This is a genomic window from Pseudomonas sp. RIT778 (assembly GCF_019718735.1).
Classification (GTDB): Bacteria; Pseudomonadota; Gammaproteobacteria; order Pseudomonadales; family Pseudomonadaceae; genus Aquipseudomonas; species Aquipseudomonas aphyarum.
Map to the genome: position 1 here is coordinate 75,469 of NZ_JAIHBA010000012.1, position 18,186 is coordinate 93,654.

Below are 18,186 nucleotides of genomic sequence, written 5' to 3' on the forward strand. Positions count from 1 at the left end.
CTGGATTAATTCGGTTGGGGCCAGCGACGGAAAATCAGCGAGGTGTTGACCCCGCCGAAAGCGAAGTTGTTGTTCATCACGTATTCGTGGCTCATCTGGCGGAACTCGCCGCGCAGATAGTCGAGCTTGCCGCAGTGCGGATCGACCTCGTCGAGATTGAGCGTGTGCACGTACAGGTCGCGGTTGAGCATCTCGATGCTGAACCACGATTCCAGCGCCCCGCAGGCGCCGAGGGTGTGGCCCAGGAAGCTTTTTTGCGAGCTGATCGGCATGCGTTCGCCGAACAGGGCACTGGTGGCCAGGGTTTCAGCGACATCGCCCTGTTCGGTGGCGGTGCCGTGGCCGTTGACGTAGCCAATGACGTCCGGCGTCAGGCCTGCATCTTCCAGCGCCAGTTCCATTGCCCGGCGCATGGTGACTTGCTCGGGGCGGGTGGTGTGCTGGCCGTCGGCGTTGCTGCCGAAGCCGACGATCTCGGCGTGAATGTGCGCACCGCGTGCCAGGGCGTGTTCCAGTTCTTCGAGCACCAGCATGCCGCCGCCCTCGCCGATCACCAGACCATCGCGGCCCTTGTCGTACGGGCGTGGCGAGGTGTGCGGTGCATCGTTTTTCAGGCTGGTGGCGTACAGCGCGTCGAACACCATGGCCTCGGTCGGGCACAGCTCTTCGGCACCACCGGCGAGCATCAGTGGCAGACGACCGAACTTGATCGCCTCGTAGGCGTAACCGATGCCCTGGCTGCCGCTGGTGCAGGCGCTGGAGGTCGGGATCAAGCGGCCGGTGAGGCCGAAGAAGATGCTGATGTTCGCCGCCGTGGTGTGCGGCATCATCCGCACATAGGAGTTGGCGTTGAGGCCCTCGGCCACCGAGTTGAGCAGCATGTTGCCGAACGCCTTGATCTCGTCGGTGCTGCCGGTGGACGAGCCACAGGCCACGCCCATGCGCCCGTCCTTGATCGATTCGTCGCCGAGCAGGCCGGCATCGGCCAGCGCTTTTTCCGCCGCGCCGACGGCCAGCCGCGAAACACGGCCCATGCTGCGTAGCTGTTTGCGGGTCCAGTGCGCCGGCACCTGGAAATCATCAATGGGCCCGGCCAGACGGGTGTTGAGCTCGCTGAAGCGATCCCACTCGTCCATCCGGCGAATGCCGCTGCGGTTGGCGGCGAAATTGCTGGCGATGGTCTCCCAGTCGCTGCCCAGCGAGGTGATGCCGGCCATGCCGGTGACGACGACGCGCTTCATCAGCACAAGCCTCCGTTGACCGCCAGCACCTGGCGGGTGATGTACGACGCTTCCGCCGACATCAGGAAATTCACCGCACCGGCCACCTCTTCAGGCGTGCCCATGCGTTGTGCGGGGATCATTTTCAGCAGTTCTTCCACCGGCACGTTTTCATCCAGCATCGCCGTGTCGATCAGGCCCGGCGCGACGCAGTTGACCGTGATCTTGCGCTTGGCCAGTTCGATCGCCAAGGCTTTCGCGGCGCCGATCACACCGGCTTTCGACGCGCTGTAATTGACCTGGCCGCGGTTGCCGATCATCCCCGAGACCGAGGTGATGCAAACGATGCGACCAGCGGCGCGGCGGCGGATCATCGGCATCATCACCGGGTGCAGGACGTTGTAGAAACCGTCGAGGTTGGTGCGCAGCACCACGTCCCAGTCATCGTCGCTCAGGGCCGGAAAGGCGCCGTCGCGGGTCAGGCCGGCATTGAGCACCACGCCGTAGTAGGCGCCGTGGGCTTCAACGTCGGCTTCGAGGATGGCTTTGCAGGTTTCGCGGTCAGCCACGTCGAATTGCAGGATGCGCGCGTTGCGGCCGAGCGCTTCGACTTCGGCTTTCACCGCTTGGGCTTCCGTCATGCCGCTGCGGCAATGCAGGACGATATCGTGGCCGGCGCTGGCCAGGCGCAGGGCAATGGCGCGGCCGATGCCACGGCTGGAGCCGGTGACCAGTATTGATTCAGTCATCGTTCGACTCCTTGGATTGCTCTAGATAGTCCGCCGCGTGGGGCGGGCGGAACACGTTCAGCCGGGCGGTGGCCTCGATGCCGGGCGCGTTGATGTGGCATTCGAATACACCCATGCCGTTGTCGTCTTCCAGCGAGCGCAGGCCATGGATGGTCAGTTCGCTGCCAACCGGAAAGGCCGCGACATTGCATTCGAACTTGCGTGTGCCGAGCAGAAAGCCCAGCTCCACCGGGTTGCCTTTTTGCCGCGCATGGCAGCCGGCGAACGCGGCGACGCTTTGCGCCATCAACTCGACGCCGACCCACGCCGGCAGGCTGCCGTCGGGCAGGCTGAACAGGCCGCCGGGCCGGACGGTGAGGGTGGTGTGGATCTGTTCGTCGTCAAAGCTCAGGATCCGGTCGATCAGGATCATGTCGCCAGCGTGGGGCAGCAGTTCGGCGAGCGGCCAGTGGGTCATGGGGCGTCTCCGATAATCAGGCTGACGTTATTGCCACCGAAGGCAAATGAGTTGCTCATCAGGTAGCGGGGTGCAATGGACGCCAGGCGTTCGCTTGCGGTCACCCACTTCAGCGCTGGCAATGCCGGGTCGGCCTGGCCGTCCCAGATGTGCGGCGGCAAGGCGTGGTCAGGGTTGTCGGTACTCAGGCTCAACCAGCAGAACGCCGCTTCCAGTGCGCCGGCGGCGCCGAGGGTGTGGCCGGTCATCGGTTTGGTCGAGGAACACGGCACGCCTTCGGCAAACAGTGCGGCGACGGCCAGGCTTTCCATGGCGTCGTTGTGCTGGGTCGCGGTGCCGTGCAGGTTCAGGTAGCTGATGTCGCCGGCTTGCAGGTGGGCTTGATCGAGGGCTTTTTGCATCGATTGCAGTGCGCCACGGCCGCTCGGTTCCGGTGCGGAAATATGGTGCGCGTCGGAGCTGGCGCCAGCGCCGAGCAGGGCGATGCCCGGCCCTGCGCCGCGTGCTTTGCTCATCACGAACAGCACCGCCGCTTCGCCGATGTTGATGCCGTTGCGGTTGGCGGAAAACGGATTACAGCGCTCGTCGGACACCGCTTCCAGCGCACTGAAACCGTTGAGGGTCAGTTTGCACAGGCTGTCGACACCGCCGCACAGCACGGCGTCGCACAGGCCTAGATCGAGCAGGCGTCGGGCGCTCATCAGCGCGCGTGCGCTGGAGGTGCAGGCGGTGGAAATCACATAGGTCGGGCCGCTCAGTTGCAGCCAGTCGGCGAGGAAATTCGCCGGGGCGCCGAGTTCCTGTTGCCGGTAGTCGTAATCGGTCGGGAACTGGTGGTCGCGAATGTAGTGCGCCAGGCCGCGACTGGCCTCGTCGATACCGGAAGTGCTGGTGCCGAGTACCACGCCGATGCGCTCGCGCCCGTACGTCTGGATCGCCTGCTCGATGTCATCGCGAATCTGCAACGCGGCTTCCAGCAACAGTTGATTGTTGCGGCTGCGCTGGTCGGCCAGCGCCTCGGGAATCGGCGCCAGATCACCGTGCACGGCGGCCACCGGCAGTTCGCGCTCCGGCACCCAGCCGGACTCGCGGCGCATGCCCGAGCAGTCGCCGGCAAACAGGTTGCGTGCCACGGCTTGCTTGTCGCGCCCCAGGGCGCAGATCACGCCGAGGGCATTGAGGTAGGCGGTCATGACGTCGGTTCACCGAGTGGCGTTACGCGATAGTGCGGGCCTTGTGGCAGGTTCAATTCGAAGCTCAAGGGTCGGGTGTAACGGATGTCCCAGCGCGCCGGCAGGGAACGTTGGCCGCCCTGTTGCTGCGCGTCGGGATAGTTGCGCGACAGCTCGCCCGCCGGGGTCAGGGCGAACAGCAGCGCGGCGAACAGCTCCCGGGCTTCCGGGTTGGGCGGCAGCAGGCCGTCGGCCCGCCAGTGTCCGTCGATCAACTGCTGACGCGCCTGGGGAATGCCCAGCGGATCCATCATCGACCATCGGATGCCGGGGCCTTCGCGCTGGATCACCAGCAACCAGTCTTGCTGTTGTCCGGCCAGGTGACGTTCGATATGCAATTGCATCGGCAGCGGCAGGCTCGGGTTGCCGGCCGGCAGCGGCGCCTGACTGGCGCAGGCACCGAGCAGCAGGACGCAGGCGAGCAGCAGAACACGCAACATCAGACAGCCTCGTTCAAGGGTTTGCGGGCCACCACGTTGACCAGGGTTTCTTCCCGCTGGCCAAAGGGCTTGGGCTGGCGCAGACCAAAACGCTCGAGCAGACCGAAATCCTTCGACCGGCTCCACCACAGGTACGGGTACGAAACGTTCTGTTCGGCGAACTCGAAACCCCGCTGGCGAATCATCTCCAGGTACTGCGCCGCGCTCTTTTGCACGTGCATCGGATGACGGAACAGCCAGCGAATCACCCACGTATCAATGTAAGCCTCGGTGGACTCGGCGAACAGCAGATAACCGCCCGGCTTGAGCACCCGATAGAACTCGGCCAGGGCTTTTTCCTGCTCCACCAGATGATGGAAGGTCTGGTGACAGAACAGCAGATCGACGCTGGCGTCCGGCACATTGAGGGTCGCGCAGTCGCTGCCGATCAGCTCGACGTCGAAGCCCTGACGCGCCGCCTCGGCGGCGCTCAGTTCAAGGCTGTGCGGGTCGGCATCGACGCCGATCAAACGCTGTGGCGCGAAGGTCTGGCGCAGGTGGCCGAATGACTTGCCCTGGCCACAGCCGGCATCCAGCAGCACCGGACTGGCCGGCAACGATTCGCTGAACAGCCCGCGCAGATCGTTGATCGCCACGCGCAATACATGGTGCTGCCAGGTGTGGCTGCGCAGGAACCAGAAGCCGAAGCGGGTTTCCTCGACGTAGTTGTCGCTCAGGTAATTCATGTGTCGTCCCTTGCACAGAGTTCGGAGATCGTCTTCAGCCGACGGCGCGCTTCACTGACGAACGGGTTGCGTTCGTCCCAGGCGTAGCCGGCGAGGATCGAGCAGATCATGCGGCGGATTTCCGGTGAGCCTTGCTCGTGGAAAATCACGTCCTGGAAAGTGCCGGCGTACCAGCCTTCGACGTAGCAGCGGAACGTGTCGACCCCGCGTTTCAGCGGCTCGGCGAACTCCCGTTGCCAGTCCACCGTTTCGCCCTGCAACTGCCGATGCAGCACACCGGCGGCCATGCTCGCCGAACGCATGGCAATGGTCACGCCGGAGGAGAACACCGGGTCGAGAAATTCGGCCGCGTTACCCAGCAGCGCGAAGCCCGGGCCGTGCAGGGTTTTGACGTTGGCCGCATAGCCGCTGAGAGTGCGCGCCGGGGTGTCCCACACGGCGTTGTTCAGCACCTTGGCCAGGCTCGGGGTTTCGGCGATGAACCCGCGCAGGCAGGCGTCGAGGTCGGTATCGCGGCCCGCGAAATGTTCAGCGGCAGCCACCACGCCGACGGAGCAGCGACCGTTGCTGAACGGGATCGACCAGAACCAGATATCGCGGTGCTGCGGGTGAGTGGTGATGAGGATCTTCTCGCGGTCGAAACCGGGGTGATCGATATGGTCTTCAACGTGGGTGAAAACGGCCTGGCGAACCGGGAAGTTCGATGGTGCTTCCAAGTCGAGCAGACGCGACAGCACGCGGCCGTAACCGCTGGCATCGAGGACAAAGCCAGCTTCGACGCGGTACTCGCTGCCGTCTTCGCGGCGCACATTCAGCTGCGGTCGCGGGCGTTCGAAATCGACGCTGACAATCGCGTCGCCGTAGCGGATTTCCGCGCCCTGCAACGCCGCCTGATCGGCCAGCAACTTGTCGAAGTCGGCGCGTTGCACCTGTAGGGTCGTGGGCTTGCCGGCGGTGAAGGTGTCACCAAAATCGAAGGCGCTGTAGCGCTCGCCCCAGGCGAACGCCGCACCGTTCTTGCGCTGGAACCCGGCGGCATTTACCGCTTCGAGCATGCCGGCTTCTTCGACGAAATCCAGGCAATGGCAGAGCAGGCTTTCACCGATGGAGAACCTCGGGAAATGCTGGCGCTCGATCACCAGCACGTCGTGCCCCTTGCGCTTGAGCAGTGCGGCGGCAATGGCGCCGGAGGGGCCGGCGCCGATGATCACGACCTGACGGGATTCCATTTCAACGATTGGCACGCGAGCTCCTGGGTACGGCAATAGGGTTCAGTGACGCCCGGTGCAGGCCGATGAAGGCCGGCAACAGCGTCGCGATCAGACCCATCAGCATCAGCGCAAAGTACAGCGCCGGGCTGATGAGCTGTTGTTGCAACAGCAGGTTGAGAAAGACGATTTCGCTCAAGCCGCGAATGTTCAGCAGCACGCTTTCGCGCCAGCGGCTGGCGCCTGCGAACGACGCGCCGGCCCAGCCGAGACCGAGCCAGTTGCCCAGGATTTTGCTGGCGATCGGCAACAGCAGCAGCGCCGCCCATTGCACGGCGTCGAGGCTGGCGAGGGCGCTGTGCACGTCGATCTGGACGATGCCGAAAGTGAGGATCAGCGGAATCGCGACCCAGGTCTGCAAGCGGTTCATCCAGTGCGCCGGCAGCGGCAACACCAGAGGCACCTTGAGCGCGGCCATGCACAGCAGATAGCCGATGCCGAAAATCAGCGCGTTGAGTTTGTAGTGTTCGGCCAGCACCAACAGCGCAAAAAAACCGAGGCTGTAGGTCAACGGCCGGCGGATGCCGGACACCCGCAGCAGCACCGGCACGCAGGCCATCCCCAGCGGCAGCATCAGACTGCTCAGGTGCAGGCTGCCCTGAGCGAGGCCGAACAGCGTCCAGCAGGTCAGGTCGATCAGGATCGCGGTCTGCACCAGACGCCGGGTGGCGGCGGGCGGGTAATCGATGTGGCGCAGGTACAGGTACAACACCGGAATCGCGGTGATGGCGAACACCAGACCGATCGCCAGCGAGTTGATCCACGGCTGCGCCGGCAACAGCCAGTACGCCGTCGCGAGGCCGCAGGTGAACGGCACGGCGAAACTCGGCAGGGCGATCTTCACGCTCTGGCGGTCCAGGCGCAGGTCGATCACGTCGCTGAGGATGTGCCCCAGCAGCAGGGCGAAGCTCAGGCTGTAGAGGTTTTTCAGCCAGCCCGGCGCGATCAGTTCGGCGCCGTTGAGTTGCCAGCCCGGCTCGATCCAGAAGTACATCAGCAGCGGCAGGCCGAAGCTGGCCAGCAGCAATTGACTGACGATCGGGATCAGCCCGAAGTGCCGGCCGACCCGGGTGGCGACGAAGAACAGTGCCAGGGCCATCAGCCAGAAAATCACCACCATCATGCTGAAGGCTCCGTGACTGCAACCGCGTGGGCCTGACGCCCGGCCCACGGCGCGAGCATGAAGCTGAACGCCAGACCGAGGCTCACCGACAGACCGAAGTTGCTCACCGCCGGCGTGCTCGACACCGCCAGCAGGCCGAACGACAGCCAGGTGGTGGCGGCCGCGAGCAAGGTGCCGAGCAGGCTGACGGCCGCACCGCCGACCTGCTCGCGCATGAGGATCGCGTAGTCGACGCTGATCGCCGTCACCAGCAGCAGGCCGAACAGGCTGAACAGGGTCAGCGGCTGACCGAGCCAGCCCAGGCTGGCGAGGCTGCACAGCGCAGCGAGCAGCGGCAGGGCGACGATCCGCAGCGCGCCACCGAGACCGAACGGCAGCATCAGCACCAGCACGATCAACACGCAAGAGGCGAGCTTCAGTTCAGCGGCGCTGATCTGGGTCTGGGCGAACACCTTGTTCAGATCGCCGAGCCGATCCACCAGCATCACGCCCGGCAGATCCAGTGCCTGCACCCGCAGCAGCGACGGATTGTTCAGGCCTTGCAGGCTGACCATTGCCGCCACGCCATCCTCGGTCGGCCCGAGCCACAACGTGCGGTAGGGCTCGCCGAGCGGACCGGCCAGTGCTGCATCGATGTCTTCGGCGGGCAGTTCCTGTAACTGTTTCAGCTCGGTTTGCAGCGCCGCCAGCGGCACGCCGACCTCCAGCAACGGCTGCCAGAACTGCGGCAACTTGCTCAGCGCCTCACGCACTTGTTGCTGCTGAGCCGGCGGGCTGACCAGTTGATTGAGCGCCAGATAACCCTGCAACTTGTCGAGGTTGACCAGTTGATCCAGCCGCTCGCTCAGGGCCGCTTGCCGTTCCAGCAATTGCTGCTGATCGGCGGCGCGCACCAGGAAGAACTGGCTGGTCGGCTGGTAGCCGGTAATCCGCGCAATGGTCTGCGCCTCATCGGTCAGACGTTGCGGCGCGCCGACCCACTGGCGAATGTCGTTCTTGCTCTCCAGTTGCAGCAGGCCACCGACGCAGAAGGCGATCAGCAGGGCCAGCAACACCGGCGTCCTGACGTGCTCGAGCAGGGTTTCCCGCAACCGCACCAGACGCTCGGCCAGTTGCAGCGGCCATTGCGCCGGGCGCAGTTCGACGTTTTTCAGCAGCGCCGGCAGCAGGCACACCGCCGACAGGTAGGCGCCGAGCAAACCGGCGGCGGAGAACACCGCGATCTGGGTCAGCGCCGGGAAGGGCGTCCAGGCCAGTGCCAGGTAACCGATGGCGCTGGTGATCAGGCTCAACGTCAGCCCGGACAGGGTCAGGCGCAACGCCGGCCAGCTGTGCCACGGCTTGAGGCTCCAGCTCTTGGACAGGTAGTGCAGCGGGTAATCCACCGCCACGCCGATCAGGCTGGAGCCGAGCACCAGCGTCATCACGTGCATGTGCCCGAACAGCGCAACACAGGCCACCGCACCGAACAGCATGCCGACCAGCACCGGAATGAACGCCAGCAGCACCCGCCAGCGGCGGAAGGCGAGCAGCAACAGCAACAGGATGCCGATGGTGGCGCCGCCGCCGACCCAGGTCATTTCCCGGGTCGCCTGCTGCTGACCGTTGGCGGCGTACAGCAGGCCGCTGGCGGCCAGCAGTTGTACGTCGGCGCGAGCCGCTTGTTCACGGCTGTGTTGCAACAGGGCGGCGACTTGCAGCGGTTGATTCATGTCGAAGGCGCTGCCGGTGGTGCGTGCGCGCAGCAGCACCCAGCTTTTGCCGTCGGCATCGGCGATCAACGCGCCACTGCCGATGTCCAGTTGCACCGCGCCATGTTGCGGCTGGCTGTTCTGGATGCGCCCGGTCAGACCCAGCCAGTCGTCCTGGCTCGGCACCAGACTGAACCCGGTGAACGGGTCGAACAGTGCCTGCACCCGTTGCTGGATAAAGGCGTCGGGATGTTCGCTCAGCAGTTGCCGGTCATCCGCCGAGAGCATCGCCAGCCGCCCTTGCAGCAACTGCGTGCGCAGGGCCGGCAGGTCCGCTTGCAGGTTCCACTGGACTTTTTCGAACAACCCGCTGGCCTGCCATTGCTCGCCGAGGGTCTGGGCCATAGCGACGGCTTGCTGGCGATCGGCGTGGCCGACCAGCACCAGCATGTCGCGGTTGAGCGGTTCCTGCATGCGTTGTTCGGCGCGCAGTTCGAGGGCATCCGGATGGGTGCCGGGCACCAGTTCCATCAGGTTGGCCGACAGCGGCGCACCATCGCGCCACTGCCAGGCGCCCAGTGCGACGACGGCCAGCAGCAGGATCAGGAACAGCCAGGGCAGCCTGCGTTCACTCGGCAAAGTCATGTTGCTCCGCGTCGCTCAGAGGTTGGCCGGCGGTGCTGTCCTGCATGCGCAACACGGTGCTGTCGCCCTGGGTTTCCAGCAGTTCGATGGTGTTCACCAAGGTGCCGCCGCTGATGTTGATCTGATTGAACACCTGCTTGAGCAGCACCGAGCGCGGGGTCAGGGTCAGTTGCCATTTCTGCGCATCGCCGCTCAGGGTCAGTTCGAAATCCCGTTGCAGACCGCTGCTGTCGCCTTGCAGTACGGCGAGGAACAAACGGTTCTGCTCGGCCCCGGCGCTCTTGTTCGGCAGCAGTTGCCAGCCGGTGGCATCACGCCGGGCGATGCCCTTGGCGCTAATGCGGTAATCCTGTTGCAGCGGAGTTTTCAGCAGCCACAGCAGGCCGTGGTTTTTCGCCAGCACGAAGCTGCCCTTGCTGATCAGCGGCTGGGGCAGGGCGCGCAGGTGTTTTTCCTGGGTGAACTGGCCGTGGATCACGTCCGGTTTCGCCAGTTGCTCGCTCAACTGTTGCAGGTCGAAGGCATTGGCCAGCGACGACAGCGTCAGCAGCGCCAGGGCCCCAAGGGATTTCAACAACACATTCATCGCAGCATCCTTTCCACGGCATCGGTGAAGACTTTCGGCGACGCCAGTTGCATCTCGCGGCTGCTCATCTCGACGGCGACCTGCACCGAGCTGGCGCGGGTCAGGCGTTCGCCGGTCTGGGCGTCGGTGATCAGGTAGTTAATCTTCAGGCGGTTTTCCCACTCCACCAGACTGGCGCGCACGTTCAGCCTTTGGCCGAACACCGCGCCGCGCACGTAGCGCAGTTGCAGGTCGATCACCGGCCAGGCATAGCCCGAGTCGACCATCTGGTTGTAGTTGTGGCCGATCTTGTCGAGCAGTGCACAGCGCGCCACTTCCAGGTATTTCACGTAATGGCCGTGCCAGACGACGTGCATGGTGTCGACGTCAAAGAACGGCACGAGGATTTCCGTATCGGCGTGAAGCACTCCGGCACTACGCATGCAGCCTCCAGTGTTGTTCGGCGATGCGTTGCAGGCACAGGCGCAGTTCGCCTTCCAGGGCGCGGTCTTCGATCACCGGCGGGAAGTCCTGGGCCAGTTGTTCATGCATCGCGGCAAGCGATGGCGGCAGTGGTCGTGCATCTTCATCGCGGCCGCGCAGCCACACGCCTTGATTGGCCGCCAGCAGCGTGGCGGCGGCGACCTGTTCGGTCAGCTCCAGCACACGAATGGCGTCGCGGGCGGCGATGGTGCCCATGCTCACCTTGTCCTGGTTGTGGCACTCGGTGGAACGCGAGAACACGCTGGCCGGCATGGTGTTTTTCAGCGCTTCGGCGGTCCAGGCGCTGGCGCCGATCTGCACGGCCTTGAAGCCGTGGTTGAGCATCGCGCGGTCGGCGCTGGCGCCGGACAGGTTGCTCGGCAAACCGTGGTTGTAACGCTCGTCCACCAGCAGCGCGAGTTGTCGGTCGAGCAGGTCGGCGACGTTGGCCACGAGGTTTTTCAGGCTGTCCATGGCGAACGCGATGTGTCCGCCGTAGAAGTGCCCACCGTGCAGCACGCGCTCGGCTTCGGCGTCGATGATCGGGTTGTCGTTGGCGCTGTTGAGTTCGGTCTCGATGAACGAACGCAGCCAGTTCAGGCTGTCGGCCAACACGCCGAGCACGTGCGGTGCGCAGCGCAGCGAGTAGCGATCCTGCAAGCGATGCAGCGGCGCGGTCGGCGCGTCGATCGCCAGATCCTTGCGCAGCCACGCGGCGACCTGCATCTGACCCGGATGCGGCTTGGCGGCGAACAGGCGCTCGTCGAAGTGTTCCGGATTGCCTTGCAGCGCCACCACGTTCAGCGCGGTGATGCGGGTGGCCAGTTGCAGCAGGTAATCGGCGCGGGCGTAAGCCAGGCAGGCCAGACCGGTCATCACGGCGGTGCCGTTCATCAGTGCCAGCGCTTCTTTCGGGCGCAGCACCAACGGCGTCCAGCCCAGTTCGCGGTGTACGTCGGCTGCCTGGCGGCGTTCGCCACGGAACATCACTTCACGCTCGCCGGACAGGGTCGCGGCGACGTAGGACAGCGGCGTCAGGTCGCCGCTGGCGCCCACCGAACCCTCTTCAGGAATCAGCGGCAAAATGTCGTGTTCAAGGAAGGCATGCAGTCGCTCCAGCAACTCGATGCGCACCCCGGACACGCCGTGGCACAGCGACTGCAAACGCGCCGCGAGCACCGCGCGGGTGGCTTGGGCGTCGAGCAGTTTGCCCAGCCCGCAACCGTGGAACGTGTAGAGATGACGCGGCAGCGCCTCGACGTGATGCAACGGCACCGCAACCACGCAGGAATCGCCGTAACCGGTGGTTACGCCGTAGATCACGCCTTCCTTGTCCAGCAGCGAATCGAGGAACCGCGCGCCCTTGGCGATGCGTTCGCGATAAGGCGCGTCGCTCTGCAACTGCACGGGCGCCTGACGGTTGGCCAGGGCCAGCACGTCTTCGATGCGCAAAGGGCGTTCGCCGAAGGTGACCGGCTCAGGAGTTGGCGTTGTCATCGGTTTTCCAGAATGGGTAAAAGTTGAACCATTGGCACGGTGCTTCGAGGCAATAGTGACTCAGGCGTTGCGCATAGCGGGTGGCCCACTGATGAATGACCTGTTCGCGCTCGCGGCGTGACCACACCACGGCGTCGGCGAACGGTTCGAGGGTCAGGCGATAATGGCCGTCAGGCTGTTTCAGGCACATCAGCAGGTTGACCGGGCATTTCAGCAGGCCGGCCAGCAGCCACGGCCCTTGCGGGAACGGCGCCGGGTGGCCGAGAAAGTCCACGGTCACGCTGCGCCCGCCGTGCAGCGGCACGCGGTCGCCGGCAATCGCCAGCCACTCGCCGCGCTCCAGCCGTTCGTGCAGTTGCAGCATGATCACCGGATCCAGCTCGCTGACCTGGATCAGTCGCAGGTTGGTCGCCCCGGCCTCGCCCAGCAGGCGATTGAATTGCTCGGCGTGCTTGGTGTGCACGAGGACGTTCATCGTGACTTTCTCGCCCAGCTCCGCCAGCGCCCGGCACACTTCGAGGTTGCCCAGATGCGCGCCCACCAGCATTTGCCCGCGACTGCCGCGCAACTGATTGCGCAACAGCGCCGGGTCGATGATTTCGATCTGCTCGATCTTCAGCTTGCCGTTCCACACGTCGAGCTTGTCGAGCAGCGAATCGGCGAATGCCATGAACTGGCGGAATACCCGCCAGCGGGTCGGACGCAATTCGTGGCGACCGCTCCAGTCGGCGAGGCGCTGCTGATACTGCCAGGCACTGCGCCGGGCGGTGCGGCCGAACAGGAAAAAGTACAGGACGATGCCGTACAGCAACGGGCTCAGCAGGCGTCGGCCAAGAACCTTGGCGGCGAACGCGGTGAATTTCATCAGCAGGAAACTGCCGCGCTCTTCGCGGTCGGCCCAGTGCTTCTTGTCGGTCTCGACGGTCATGCGCGCCACCGTCGCCAGAGGATTACGGGCAGGCGCAGCAACATGCCGAAGAACAGGCGCGTATGCATGCTCGAGATCAGCACGTTGTCGTGGAACAGGCGAAAGTGCGACACGCCGTCCAGCGGGTAATGCACGCTGGTCTGCAACCAGCGCATCGGCTGATTGCGCCACGCCAGACGCACCAGAATGTCCGAGTCGAAATCCATGCGCTTGCCGACCCGCGCCGAGTCGATCACGCCCAGCGTCGGTTCCAGCGGGTACACCCGGAAGCCGCACATCGAATCGCGAATCTGCAGCGACAAGGTGTTGATCCACACCATCACGTGGGTCAGGTAACGCGCATACAAACGGCCTTTGGGCACGCTGGCGTCGTACAGCGGATAACCGCAGATCACCGACTTGGGGTGAGCGCGGGATTCTTCGATGAACCGCGCGACATCCTGCAAGTCGTGCTGACCGTCAGCGTCGACCTGCAAGGCATGGCTGAAGCCGAGCCGCGCTGCTTCACGCAGGCCGGTCATCACCGCGCCGCCCTTGCCCTGATTGGCAGTGAGGCGCACCAGATGAACCCGCTCGCGCTCGGCCAGCGCGTCGAGCACCGCTGCGCAGGATTTGCTGCTGGCATCGTCCACCAGAATGCACGGCAGATCCTGAGCGAGCAGAGCGTCGACCACCGTGCCGATAGCGGTTTCGTGGTTGTAGACCGGGATCACGGCGCAAGGATTATGCATCGCCAGTCCCCAGCAGAATCCGCCCGCTGGAGCAGGTGGCCGTGTCGTTGCGATAGGCGAAATACAACTTGCCGCGCTCCGGGTCGAAACGCAGGTGCAACTGGATTTCATCGCCGGGGCGCACCAGTTGCTGGAATTTCAGCACTTCCATGCCGGCGAACGCGCCGGGCAGGTTCAGCAGTTGCCGACCCAGGTTCAGTGCCCATTCGACCTGCACCACACCGGGCAGCACCGGGGCCTTGGGGAAGTGGCCGCTGAAGTAGGCCAGGTCCGGCGGAACGCTCAATTGCAGGTTCCATTCGCCCTCGGTTTCGGCCTGCTCCAGGATTTCCGGTGCTTTTGGCCGTGGGGCCAGCAGCAAGGCTTCGACGTCGGCTTGAGGCAATTTGCCCTGCGAGGTCAGCGGCAACTGTCGCAGCAGACGCCAGCGGCGGGGCAGGGCCAAGGCTTCGCAATGGTCGCCGAGATGACGGCGCAGGGTTTCGGTCAGGCTGCGCCGACCGTGTTCGCGCAGGGCAAACAGGCCGGATTCGCTGAGCACCAGCAGAGCACCGAGCGACGCACGGTTTTCCTGCACCACGCCCAGACGCGCTTCGGCGACCCAGTCGTGGGCCACCAGCGCCTGTTCGAGCATCGGCAGGGAAATACGTTTTTCTTCGAGTTTGACGATCCGGTCGAGTCGCCCGAGCAATTCAAAGCGGCCATCGGCCTGAATACGCGCCGCATCGGCGGTGTGTTCGACATGCCCGGCGGGCAGGTAAGGCGAAGCGATCAGCAAGGCGCCGTCGCTGTCCTGGTTCAACTCGACGCCGGCAAACGGCTGCCACAACGACTCACCCTGACGCCAGGCGATGCCGCCGGTTTCCGAGCTGCCGAGGATTTCCGTCGGCCACTGTCCCAGGCGTTGATGCAGGCTTTGTGCGGCGTCTGCCGGCAGTGCGCCACCGGACGAAAACACCCGGCGCACGACGCTCAGCGCCGGCCAGTCGAGGTTGTCGCCCATGCGTTTGAGCAGCGCCGGGCTGGCGACCCAGGCAAAGGCCAGGTGCTCGCGGCTGGCGCGTTGCAGGTCTTCCGGGAAAGCCAGTTGCTTGCGCAGGAACGGACGCCCGGCGCACAGCGGCCACAGCACGCGGAACAGCAAGCCGTAGATGTGCTGAGTGGCGACGCTGCCGAGGATGCAGGCCTCACCGAGATCGGCGCCCCACAGTTGTTCGAGGGCTTCGACTTCGTTGGCCAGTTGGCGCAGGGATTTGTCGATGCGCTTGGGCTCGCCGCTGGAGCCGGAGGTGCACAGGCTCAGGCGGCACTGGTCGAGATCCAGTTCGGCAGCGGGCAGGGGAGGTTGCAGCACATCGCTCAGGCGGGCGTCATCGGCCTGATCGGTCAGCCACAGATCGACGTCGTTCGACCAACGCTGGCGGGTCTGCGCTTGCAGATCCGAAGGCAGCAATACGCTGACGCCCGCGCGCCAGGCGCCGAGCAGGGCGACGGCCAGGTCGGCGGCATCTTCCAGATGCACCGCCAGACGTTGTACGCCGCGCGCTTGCAGACCTGCCGCCAGACTCAGGGCCTGTTCGCGCAGGTTTGCGTGATCGAGTGCCGGCACGACGGTGATTGCGCGCTGCGGCAGATCCTTGAGCAACAGCTGCTCAAGTTTTATCCAGTTCATGGGCGACCTCTTACCCGTTGTCGTATCAGCCATTCAATGGCAAACATCAGGCCGATCAATCCGTAGGAGATCAGGCCGGTGTACAACATCCACCAGTTCAGCGGCGCCCACAGTGTCAGCAGGGCGGCGCACAAACCGTTGCAAAAGAAAAACACGCTCCAGGCCACGGTGACCTGGCGGGTGTAACGAATCGCCTTGGGCGGCAGTTGCGGTTCACGCAGGCGAGCCAGACGCTCGACCATCGGCGGGCCGTATTTCAGGCTCAGGCTGAACAGCACCAGCATGAAGCCGCTGATCAGCACCGGGTACCAACGCAACAGCAAAGGGCTGTCGAACACCGCCAGCAGCAGGCAGAACACGATCGCCACGCAGGCCATCCACAGGCTGCCGGGCTTGCGTTCGCCGGTCAGCGCCCGGGCCAGCCACAGGCCGCCCAGCAGCAGACCGAACTGCCATGGCGCGAAGTGCTCCATGCCGAAATACACCGCAAAGGGATACAGCAGGCCTGCCAGCAGCAGGCCGAGGCCGATCAGTCGGCTCATGCGGCCGGTTGAACCAGACGGTAGACCGCCTCGACCACGTCACTGACGGTGCGTACCGACTTGAATTCCTCGGCGGCGATTTTCTTGCCGGTCTGGCGTTTGATGTGATCGATCAGGTCGACGGCGTCGATGCTGTCGATTTCCAGATCCTGATACAGGTTGGATTCCAGGCTCACGCGGGCCGGGTCCAGTTCGAACAGCTCGACCAGGGCATCGCGCAGGGTGTTGAAAATGTCGTCACGAGTTTGCATGGTCCGGTCTCAAGCTGCCTGTTTTGCCGTGACGAACGCCGCAAGGCTCGCCACGTTGGAGAAATGGTTACGGGTGTCCTTGGCGTCGGCGTCGATCTTGATGCCGTACTTTTTCTGGATCGCCAGGCCGAGCTCCAGGGCGTCGACGGAATCCAGGCCCAGGCCTTCGCCGAACAGCGTCTGGTCGTCGCCGATGTCCTCTGCGCTGATGTCTTCGAGGCCCAGGGCGTCGATGATCAGCTCTTTGATGTCACGGTTTAGATCGCTCATCTTCGGCGAGCTCCTTGATAAAGAATTGGTGCAAATAGTCGTTGAGCTTGCGCGAAGCCTGAGGCGCGGGGCCCTGCGCGGCGAAAGTCTGTGGGTCTATATCGGCCCCGACACGAAAACTGAAGTGCACGCGGCGACTGGGAATGCGATACCAGGGCTCGGCCTTGGTCAGGGTGGTCGGATTGACGTGGATCACCACCGGGGTGACGATTTTCGCACCGCGCAACGCGATGGCCGCCGCGCCCCGATGAAAGGCCGGCGCCTGACCCGGCTGGGTGCGGGTGCCTTCGGGGAAAATGATCAGGGTCTGCCCGCTCTGCAGGGCACCGGCGGCAGCGTCGAGCATGTCCATGCTGCCGTCGTTGCTGATGTATTCGGTGCTGCGCAGCGGGCCACGGGTGAAGGGGTTTTCCCACAGGCTTTTCTTCACCACGCAGTTGGCCCGGCGCACCAGACCGATCAGGAACACCACATCGATCAGCGACGGGTGGTTGGCGATGATCATCTGCCCCGGACGGCCGAGACGTTCGGCGCCCTGAATGTCATAGGTCAGCACGCCGGTACGGGCCATGAACCGGACGAAAAACCAGAACAGCCGGCTGACGGTCTGGCGCGCCCGTTCGCGATGCGCCCTGGCATCGCCCGGCAGGCAGCCGAGCAATGGAAATACCAGCAGGCGCAGGCACAGGCCACCCAGCCCGAACAGGGCGAAGCTGGTGGCGGTGGCCAGCAGACGCCAGTAATAGGCGTCGCGGTTTTTTCCGATTACAGGTTGCGTTGCCAGGTCCATAGACGAGTCTTCCAGGCATGTTGGCAATGGGGTTGCTGACCGAGCAGGGTTCGCAGCAGATTCAGCGCATGGGGCCACTGCGTTTTTGACCGTGCTTCGGGGGCGCTGTTCAGGGTCAGCCGCCAGTCGGTACCGGGGGTGAGCAACAGCCCGACCGCGTAGGGAAACGGTACGTCGTCGATCCACGTCGAATAGGCTTCGGGCGGTTGTTCCTCGGTGATCACCAGCAGCACGGCGGGGGCCCCTTCGTTCAACAACGTCGCCGCTTCGAGCATGCCGTGTTCGAGGCCGTCGCCGGCCGCGGCGAGCGCGGTCATTTCGCTGGTTTCGCCGCGCATGATCGACCACAGGCCGATGATCGCATTGTGCACCGACAGGCTGAACTGGGTCGGCGACAGCGGCTGTTCGTTGGCCAGATCGCTGAGGATTTCAAAGGTGCGCGGGGTTTCGCCGTGCCGGGAGACAAACACCAGCGGCAGATTTTCCCGACCGTCGGCCAGCGGCCAGCCGACACTGAACGCCATCCGCGCCAGACGGCTTAGACGACGGCGCTGCATGGCCGGCAGAAACGAAACATCGGGTGCGGCATCGCTGCTTTCGAGCACGACCGGTTGTCGGCTCCAGGCTTGCCAGGCTTCCACACTGTCGAGCCCGGGAGCCCAGGCGCGCCATTGGGCGATGTTGAAGTTGATCACGGACATTTATCCCGCCCCTGCGGGCTGAGTTGACGCGGTTTCGCCAACGTCGCCGCTGAGCTGATTTAGCCTGAAATGGCATGGCGCGTGGCGCCGGGTGGCGCGCATTATCCCGGTGCGACGAGTGTGTAGCAAATGCTGGTTACATTTTGAACGACGAAATGAACCGAATGGTACGCGGCAAGAGCTGTCACTTGGCCATTATCCAGATT

The 18,186-nt window shown here is 64.5% G+C and carries 20 protein-coding genes; all 20 read right to left on the bottom strand.

Features of this window, described 5'->3' with window-relative positions; genetic code table 11:
- Positions 1 to 5: 5 nt before the first annotated feature.
- Genes K5E37_RS09465 through K5E37_RS09560 form a run of 20 tightly spaced genes read right to left on the bottom strand, consistent with a single transcriptional unit; the run spans position 6 to position 17,980 of the window.
- Positions 6 to 1,241: a beta-ketoacyl-ACP synthase gene (locus tag K5E37_RS09465; protein WP_221533662.1), complete on the bottom strand. Its 1,236-nt coding sequence runs from the start codon at positions 1,239 to 1,241 to the stop codon at positions 6 to 8.
- A complete protein-coding gene (locus K5E37_RS09470; RefSeq protein ID WP_221533663.1) occupies positions 1,241 to 1,969 on the bottom strand; it encodes a 3-ketoacyl-ACP reductase FabG2 in 729 nt (242 codons plus the stop codon). Before K5E37_RS09470 ends, K5E37_RS09465 begins: the two co-directional genes overlap by 1 nt.
- Entirely contained in the window at positions 1,962 to 2,426 is a 465-nt protein-coding gene (locus K5E37_RS09475) for a hotdog family protein (RefSeq protein WP_221533664.1), read from the bottom strand. Before K5E37_RS09475 ends, K5E37_RS09470 begins: the two co-directional genes overlap by 8 nt.
- A complete protein-coding gene (locus K5E37_RS09480) occupies positions 2,423 to 3,619 on the bottom strand; it encodes a beta-ketoacyl-[acyl-carrier-protein] synthase family protein (protein WP_221533665.1) in 1,197 nt (398 codons plus the stop codon). Before K5E37_RS09480 ends, K5E37_RS09475 begins: the two co-directional genes overlap by 4 nt.
- Positions 3,616 to 4,098, bottom strand: coding sequence for a hypothetical protein (locus K5E37_RS09485; RefSeq protein WP_221533666.1), 483 nt, complete (start codon positions 4,096 to 4,098; stop codon positions 3,616 to 3,618). The genes K5E37_RS09480 and K5E37_RS09485 overlap by 4 nt, the downstream gene beginning before the upstream one ends.
- A complete protein-coding gene (locus K5E37_RS09490; protein WP_221533667.1) occupies positions 4,098 to 4,823 on the bottom strand; it encodes a class I SAM-dependent methyltransferase in 726 nt (241 codons plus the stop codon). Before K5E37_RS09490 ends, K5E37_RS09485 begins: the two co-directional genes overlap by 1 nt.
- Positions 4,820 to 6,067, bottom strand: coding sequence for an NAD(P)/FAD-dependent oxidoreductase (locus K5E37_RS09495; RefSeq protein WP_221533668.1), 1,248 nt, complete (start codon positions 6,065 to 6,067; stop codon positions 4,820 to 4,822). Before K5E37_RS09495 ends, K5E37_RS09490 begins: the two co-directional genes overlap by 4 nt.
- Positions 6,054 to 7,214, bottom strand: a complete 1,161-nt coding sequence (locus K5E37_RS09500; protein WP_221533669.1) for a sodium:proton antiporter — start codon at positions 7,212 to 7,214, stop codon at positions 6,054 to 6,056. Before K5E37_RS09500 ends, K5E37_RS09495 begins: the two co-directional genes overlap by 14 nt.
- Positions 7,211 to 9,550 carry an MMPL family transporter gene (locus tag K5E37_RS09505; RefSeq protein ID WP_221533670.1) on the bottom strand — a complete coding sequence of 780 codons (2,340 nt, stop codon included), beginning with the start codon at positions 9,548 to 9,550 and terminating at the stop codon, positions 7,211 to 7,213. Before K5E37_RS09505 ends, K5E37_RS09500 begins: the two co-directional genes overlap by 4 nt.
- Positions 9,534 to 10,136 carry an outer membrane lipoprotein carrier protein LolA gene (locus K5E37_RS09510; protein WP_221533671.1) on the bottom strand — a complete coding sequence of 201 codons (603 nt, stop codon included), beginning with the start codon at positions 10,134 to 10,136 and terminating at the stop codon, positions 9,534 to 9,536. The genes K5E37_RS09505 and K5E37_RS09510 overlap by 17 nt, the downstream gene beginning before the upstream one ends.
- Positions 10,133 to 10,558, bottom strand: coding sequence for a thioesterase family protein (locus K5E37_RS09515; RefSeq protein ID WP_085608436.1), 426 nt, complete (start codon positions 10,556 to 10,558; stop codon positions 10,133 to 10,135). The genes K5E37_RS09510 and K5E37_RS09515 overlap by 4 nt, the downstream gene beginning before the upstream one ends.
- Positions 10,551 to 12,095: a histidine ammonia-lyase gene (gene hutH, locus K5E37_RS09520; RefSeq protein ID WP_011332101.1), complete on the bottom strand. Its 1,545-nt coding sequence runs from the start codon at positions 12,093 to 12,095 to the stop codon at positions 10,551 to 10,553. The genes K5E37_RS09515 and hutH overlap by 8 nt, the downstream gene beginning before the upstream one ends.
- Entirely contained in the window at positions 12,076 to 13,023 is a 948-nt protein-coding gene (locus K5E37_RS09525; RefSeq protein ID WP_039766474.1) for a glycosyl transferase, read from the bottom strand. Before K5E37_RS09525 ends, hutH begins: the two co-directional genes overlap by 20 nt.
- Positions 13,020 to 13,754: a glycosyltransferase family 2 protein gene (locus K5E37_RS09530; RefSeq protein WP_221533672.1), complete on the bottom strand. Its 735-nt coding sequence runs from the start codon at positions 13,752 to 13,754 to the stop codon at positions 13,020 to 13,022. The genes K5E37_RS09525 and K5E37_RS09530 overlap by 4 nt, the downstream gene beginning before the upstream one ends.
- Entirely contained in the window at positions 13,747 to 15,426 is a 1,680-nt protein-coding gene (locus K5E37_RS09535; RefSeq protein WP_221533673.1) for an acyl-CoA synthetase family protein, read from the bottom strand. Before K5E37_RS09535 ends, K5E37_RS09530 begins: the two co-directional genes overlap by 8 nt.
- Positions 15,423 to 15,968, bottom strand: a complete 546-nt coding sequence (locus K5E37_RS09540) for a hypothetical protein (protein WP_007952346.1) — start codon at positions 15,966 to 15,968, stop codon at positions 15,423 to 15,425. The genes K5E37_RS09535 and K5E37_RS09540 overlap by 4 nt, the downstream gene beginning before the upstream one ends.
- Positions 15,965 to 16,219 carry an acyl carrier protein gene (locus tag K5E37_RS09545; RefSeq protein ID WP_007947135.1) on the bottom strand — a complete coding sequence of 85 codons (255 nt, stop codon included), beginning with the start codon at positions 16,217 to 16,219 and terminating at the stop codon, positions 15,965 to 15,967. Before K5E37_RS09545 ends, K5E37_RS09540 begins: the two co-directional genes overlap by 4 nt.
- Positions 16,220 to 16,228: 9 nt before the next feature.
- Positions 16,229 to 16,489, bottom strand: a complete 261-nt coding sequence (locus K5E37_RS09550; RefSeq protein ID WP_007952344.1) for a phosphopantetheine-binding protein — start codon at positions 16,487 to 16,489, stop codon at positions 16,229 to 16,231.
- Positions 16,470 to 17,279, bottom strand: a complete 810-nt coding sequence (locus tag K5E37_RS09555) for a 1-acyl-sn-glycerol-3-phosphate acyltransferase (RefSeq protein ID WP_221533674.1) — start codon at positions 17,277 to 17,279, stop codon at positions 16,470 to 16,472. Before K5E37_RS09555 ends, K5E37_RS09550 begins: the two co-directional genes overlap by 20 nt.
- Entirely contained in the window at positions 17,255 to 17,980 is a 726-nt protein-coding gene (locus tag K5E37_RS09560; protein ID WP_085608441.1) for a beta-ketoacyl synthase chain length factor, read from the bottom strand. Before K5E37_RS09560 ends, K5E37_RS09555 begins: the two co-directional genes overlap by 25 nt.
- Positions 17,981 to 18,186: the final 206 nt, after the last annotated feature.

Coding starts and splice junctions, on each gene's coding strand:
- K5E37_RS09465 (WP_221533662.1), bottom strand. CDS start 1,241: ATGAAGCGCGTCGTCGTCACCGGCATGGCCGGCATCACCTCGCTGGGC.
- K5E37_RS09470 (WP_221533663.1), bottom strand. CDS start 1,969: ATGACTGAATCAATACTGGTCACCGGCTCCAGCCGTGGCATCGGCCGC.
- K5E37_RS09475 (WP_221533664.1), bottom strand. CDS start 2,426: ATGACCCACTGGCCGCTCGCCGAACTGCTGCCCCACGCTGGCGACATG.
- K5E37_RS09480 (WP_221533665.1), bottom strand. CDS start 3,619: ATGACCGCCTACCTCAATGCCCTCGGCGTGATCTGCGCCCTGGGGCGC.
- K5E37_RS09485 (WP_221533666.1), bottom strand. CDS start 4,098: ATGTTGCGTGTTCTGCTGCTCGCCTGCGTCCTGCTGCTCGGTGCCTGC.
- K5E37_RS09490 (WP_221533667.1), bottom strand. CDS start 4,823: ATGAATTACCTGAGCGACAACTACGTCGAGGAAACCCGCTTCGGCTTC.
- K5E37_RS09500 (WP_221533669.1), bottom strand. CDS start 7,214: ATGATGGTGGTGATTTTCTGGCTGATGGCCCTGGCACTGTTCTTCGTC.
- K5E37_RS09505 (WP_221533670.1), bottom strand. CDS start 9,550: ATGACTTTGCCGAGTGAACGCAGGCTGCCCTGGCTGTTCCTGATCCTG.
- K5E37_RS09510 (WP_221533671.1), bottom strand. CDS start 10,136: ATGAATGTGTTGTTGAAATCCCTTGGGGCCCTGGCGCTGCTGACGCTG.
- K5E37_RS09515 (WP_085608436.1), bottom strand. CDS start 10,558: ATGCGTAGTGCCGGAGTGCTTCACGCCGATACGGAAATCCTCGTGCCG.
- hutH (WP_011332101.1), bottom strand. CDS start 12,095: ATGACAACGCCAACTCCTGAGCCGGTCACCTTCGGCGAACGCCCTTTG.
- K5E37_RS09525 (WP_039766474.1), bottom strand. CDS start 13,023: ATGACCGTCGAGACCGACAAGAAGCACTGGGCCGACCGCGAAGAGCGC.
- K5E37_RS09530 (WP_221533672.1), bottom strand. CDS start 13,754: ATGCATAATCCTTGCGCCGTGATCCCGGTCTACAACCACGAAACCGCT.
- K5E37_RS09535 (WP_221533673.1), bottom strand. CDS start 15,426: ATGAACTGGATAAAACTTGAGCAGCTGTTGCTCAAGGATCTGCCGCAG.
- K5E37_RS09540 (WP_007952346.1), bottom strand. CDS start 15,968: ATGAGCCGACTGATCGGCCTCGGCCTGCTGCTGGCAGGCCTGCTGTAT.
- K5E37_RS09545 (WP_007947135.1), bottom strand. CDS start 16,219: ATGCAAACTCGTGACGACATTTTCAACACCCTGCGCGATGCCCTGGTC.
- K5E37_RS09550 (WP_007952344.1), bottom strand. CDS start 16,489: ATGAGCGATCTAAACCGTGACATCAAAGAGCTGATCATCGACGCCCTG.
- K5E37_RS09555 (WP_221533674.1), bottom strand. CDS start 17,279: ATGGACCTGGCAACGCAACCTGTAATCGGAAAAAACCGCGACGCCTAT.
- K5E37_RS09560 (WP_085608441.1), bottom strand. CDS start 17,980: ATGTCCGTGATCAACTTCAACATCGCCCAATGGCGCGCCTGGGCTCCC.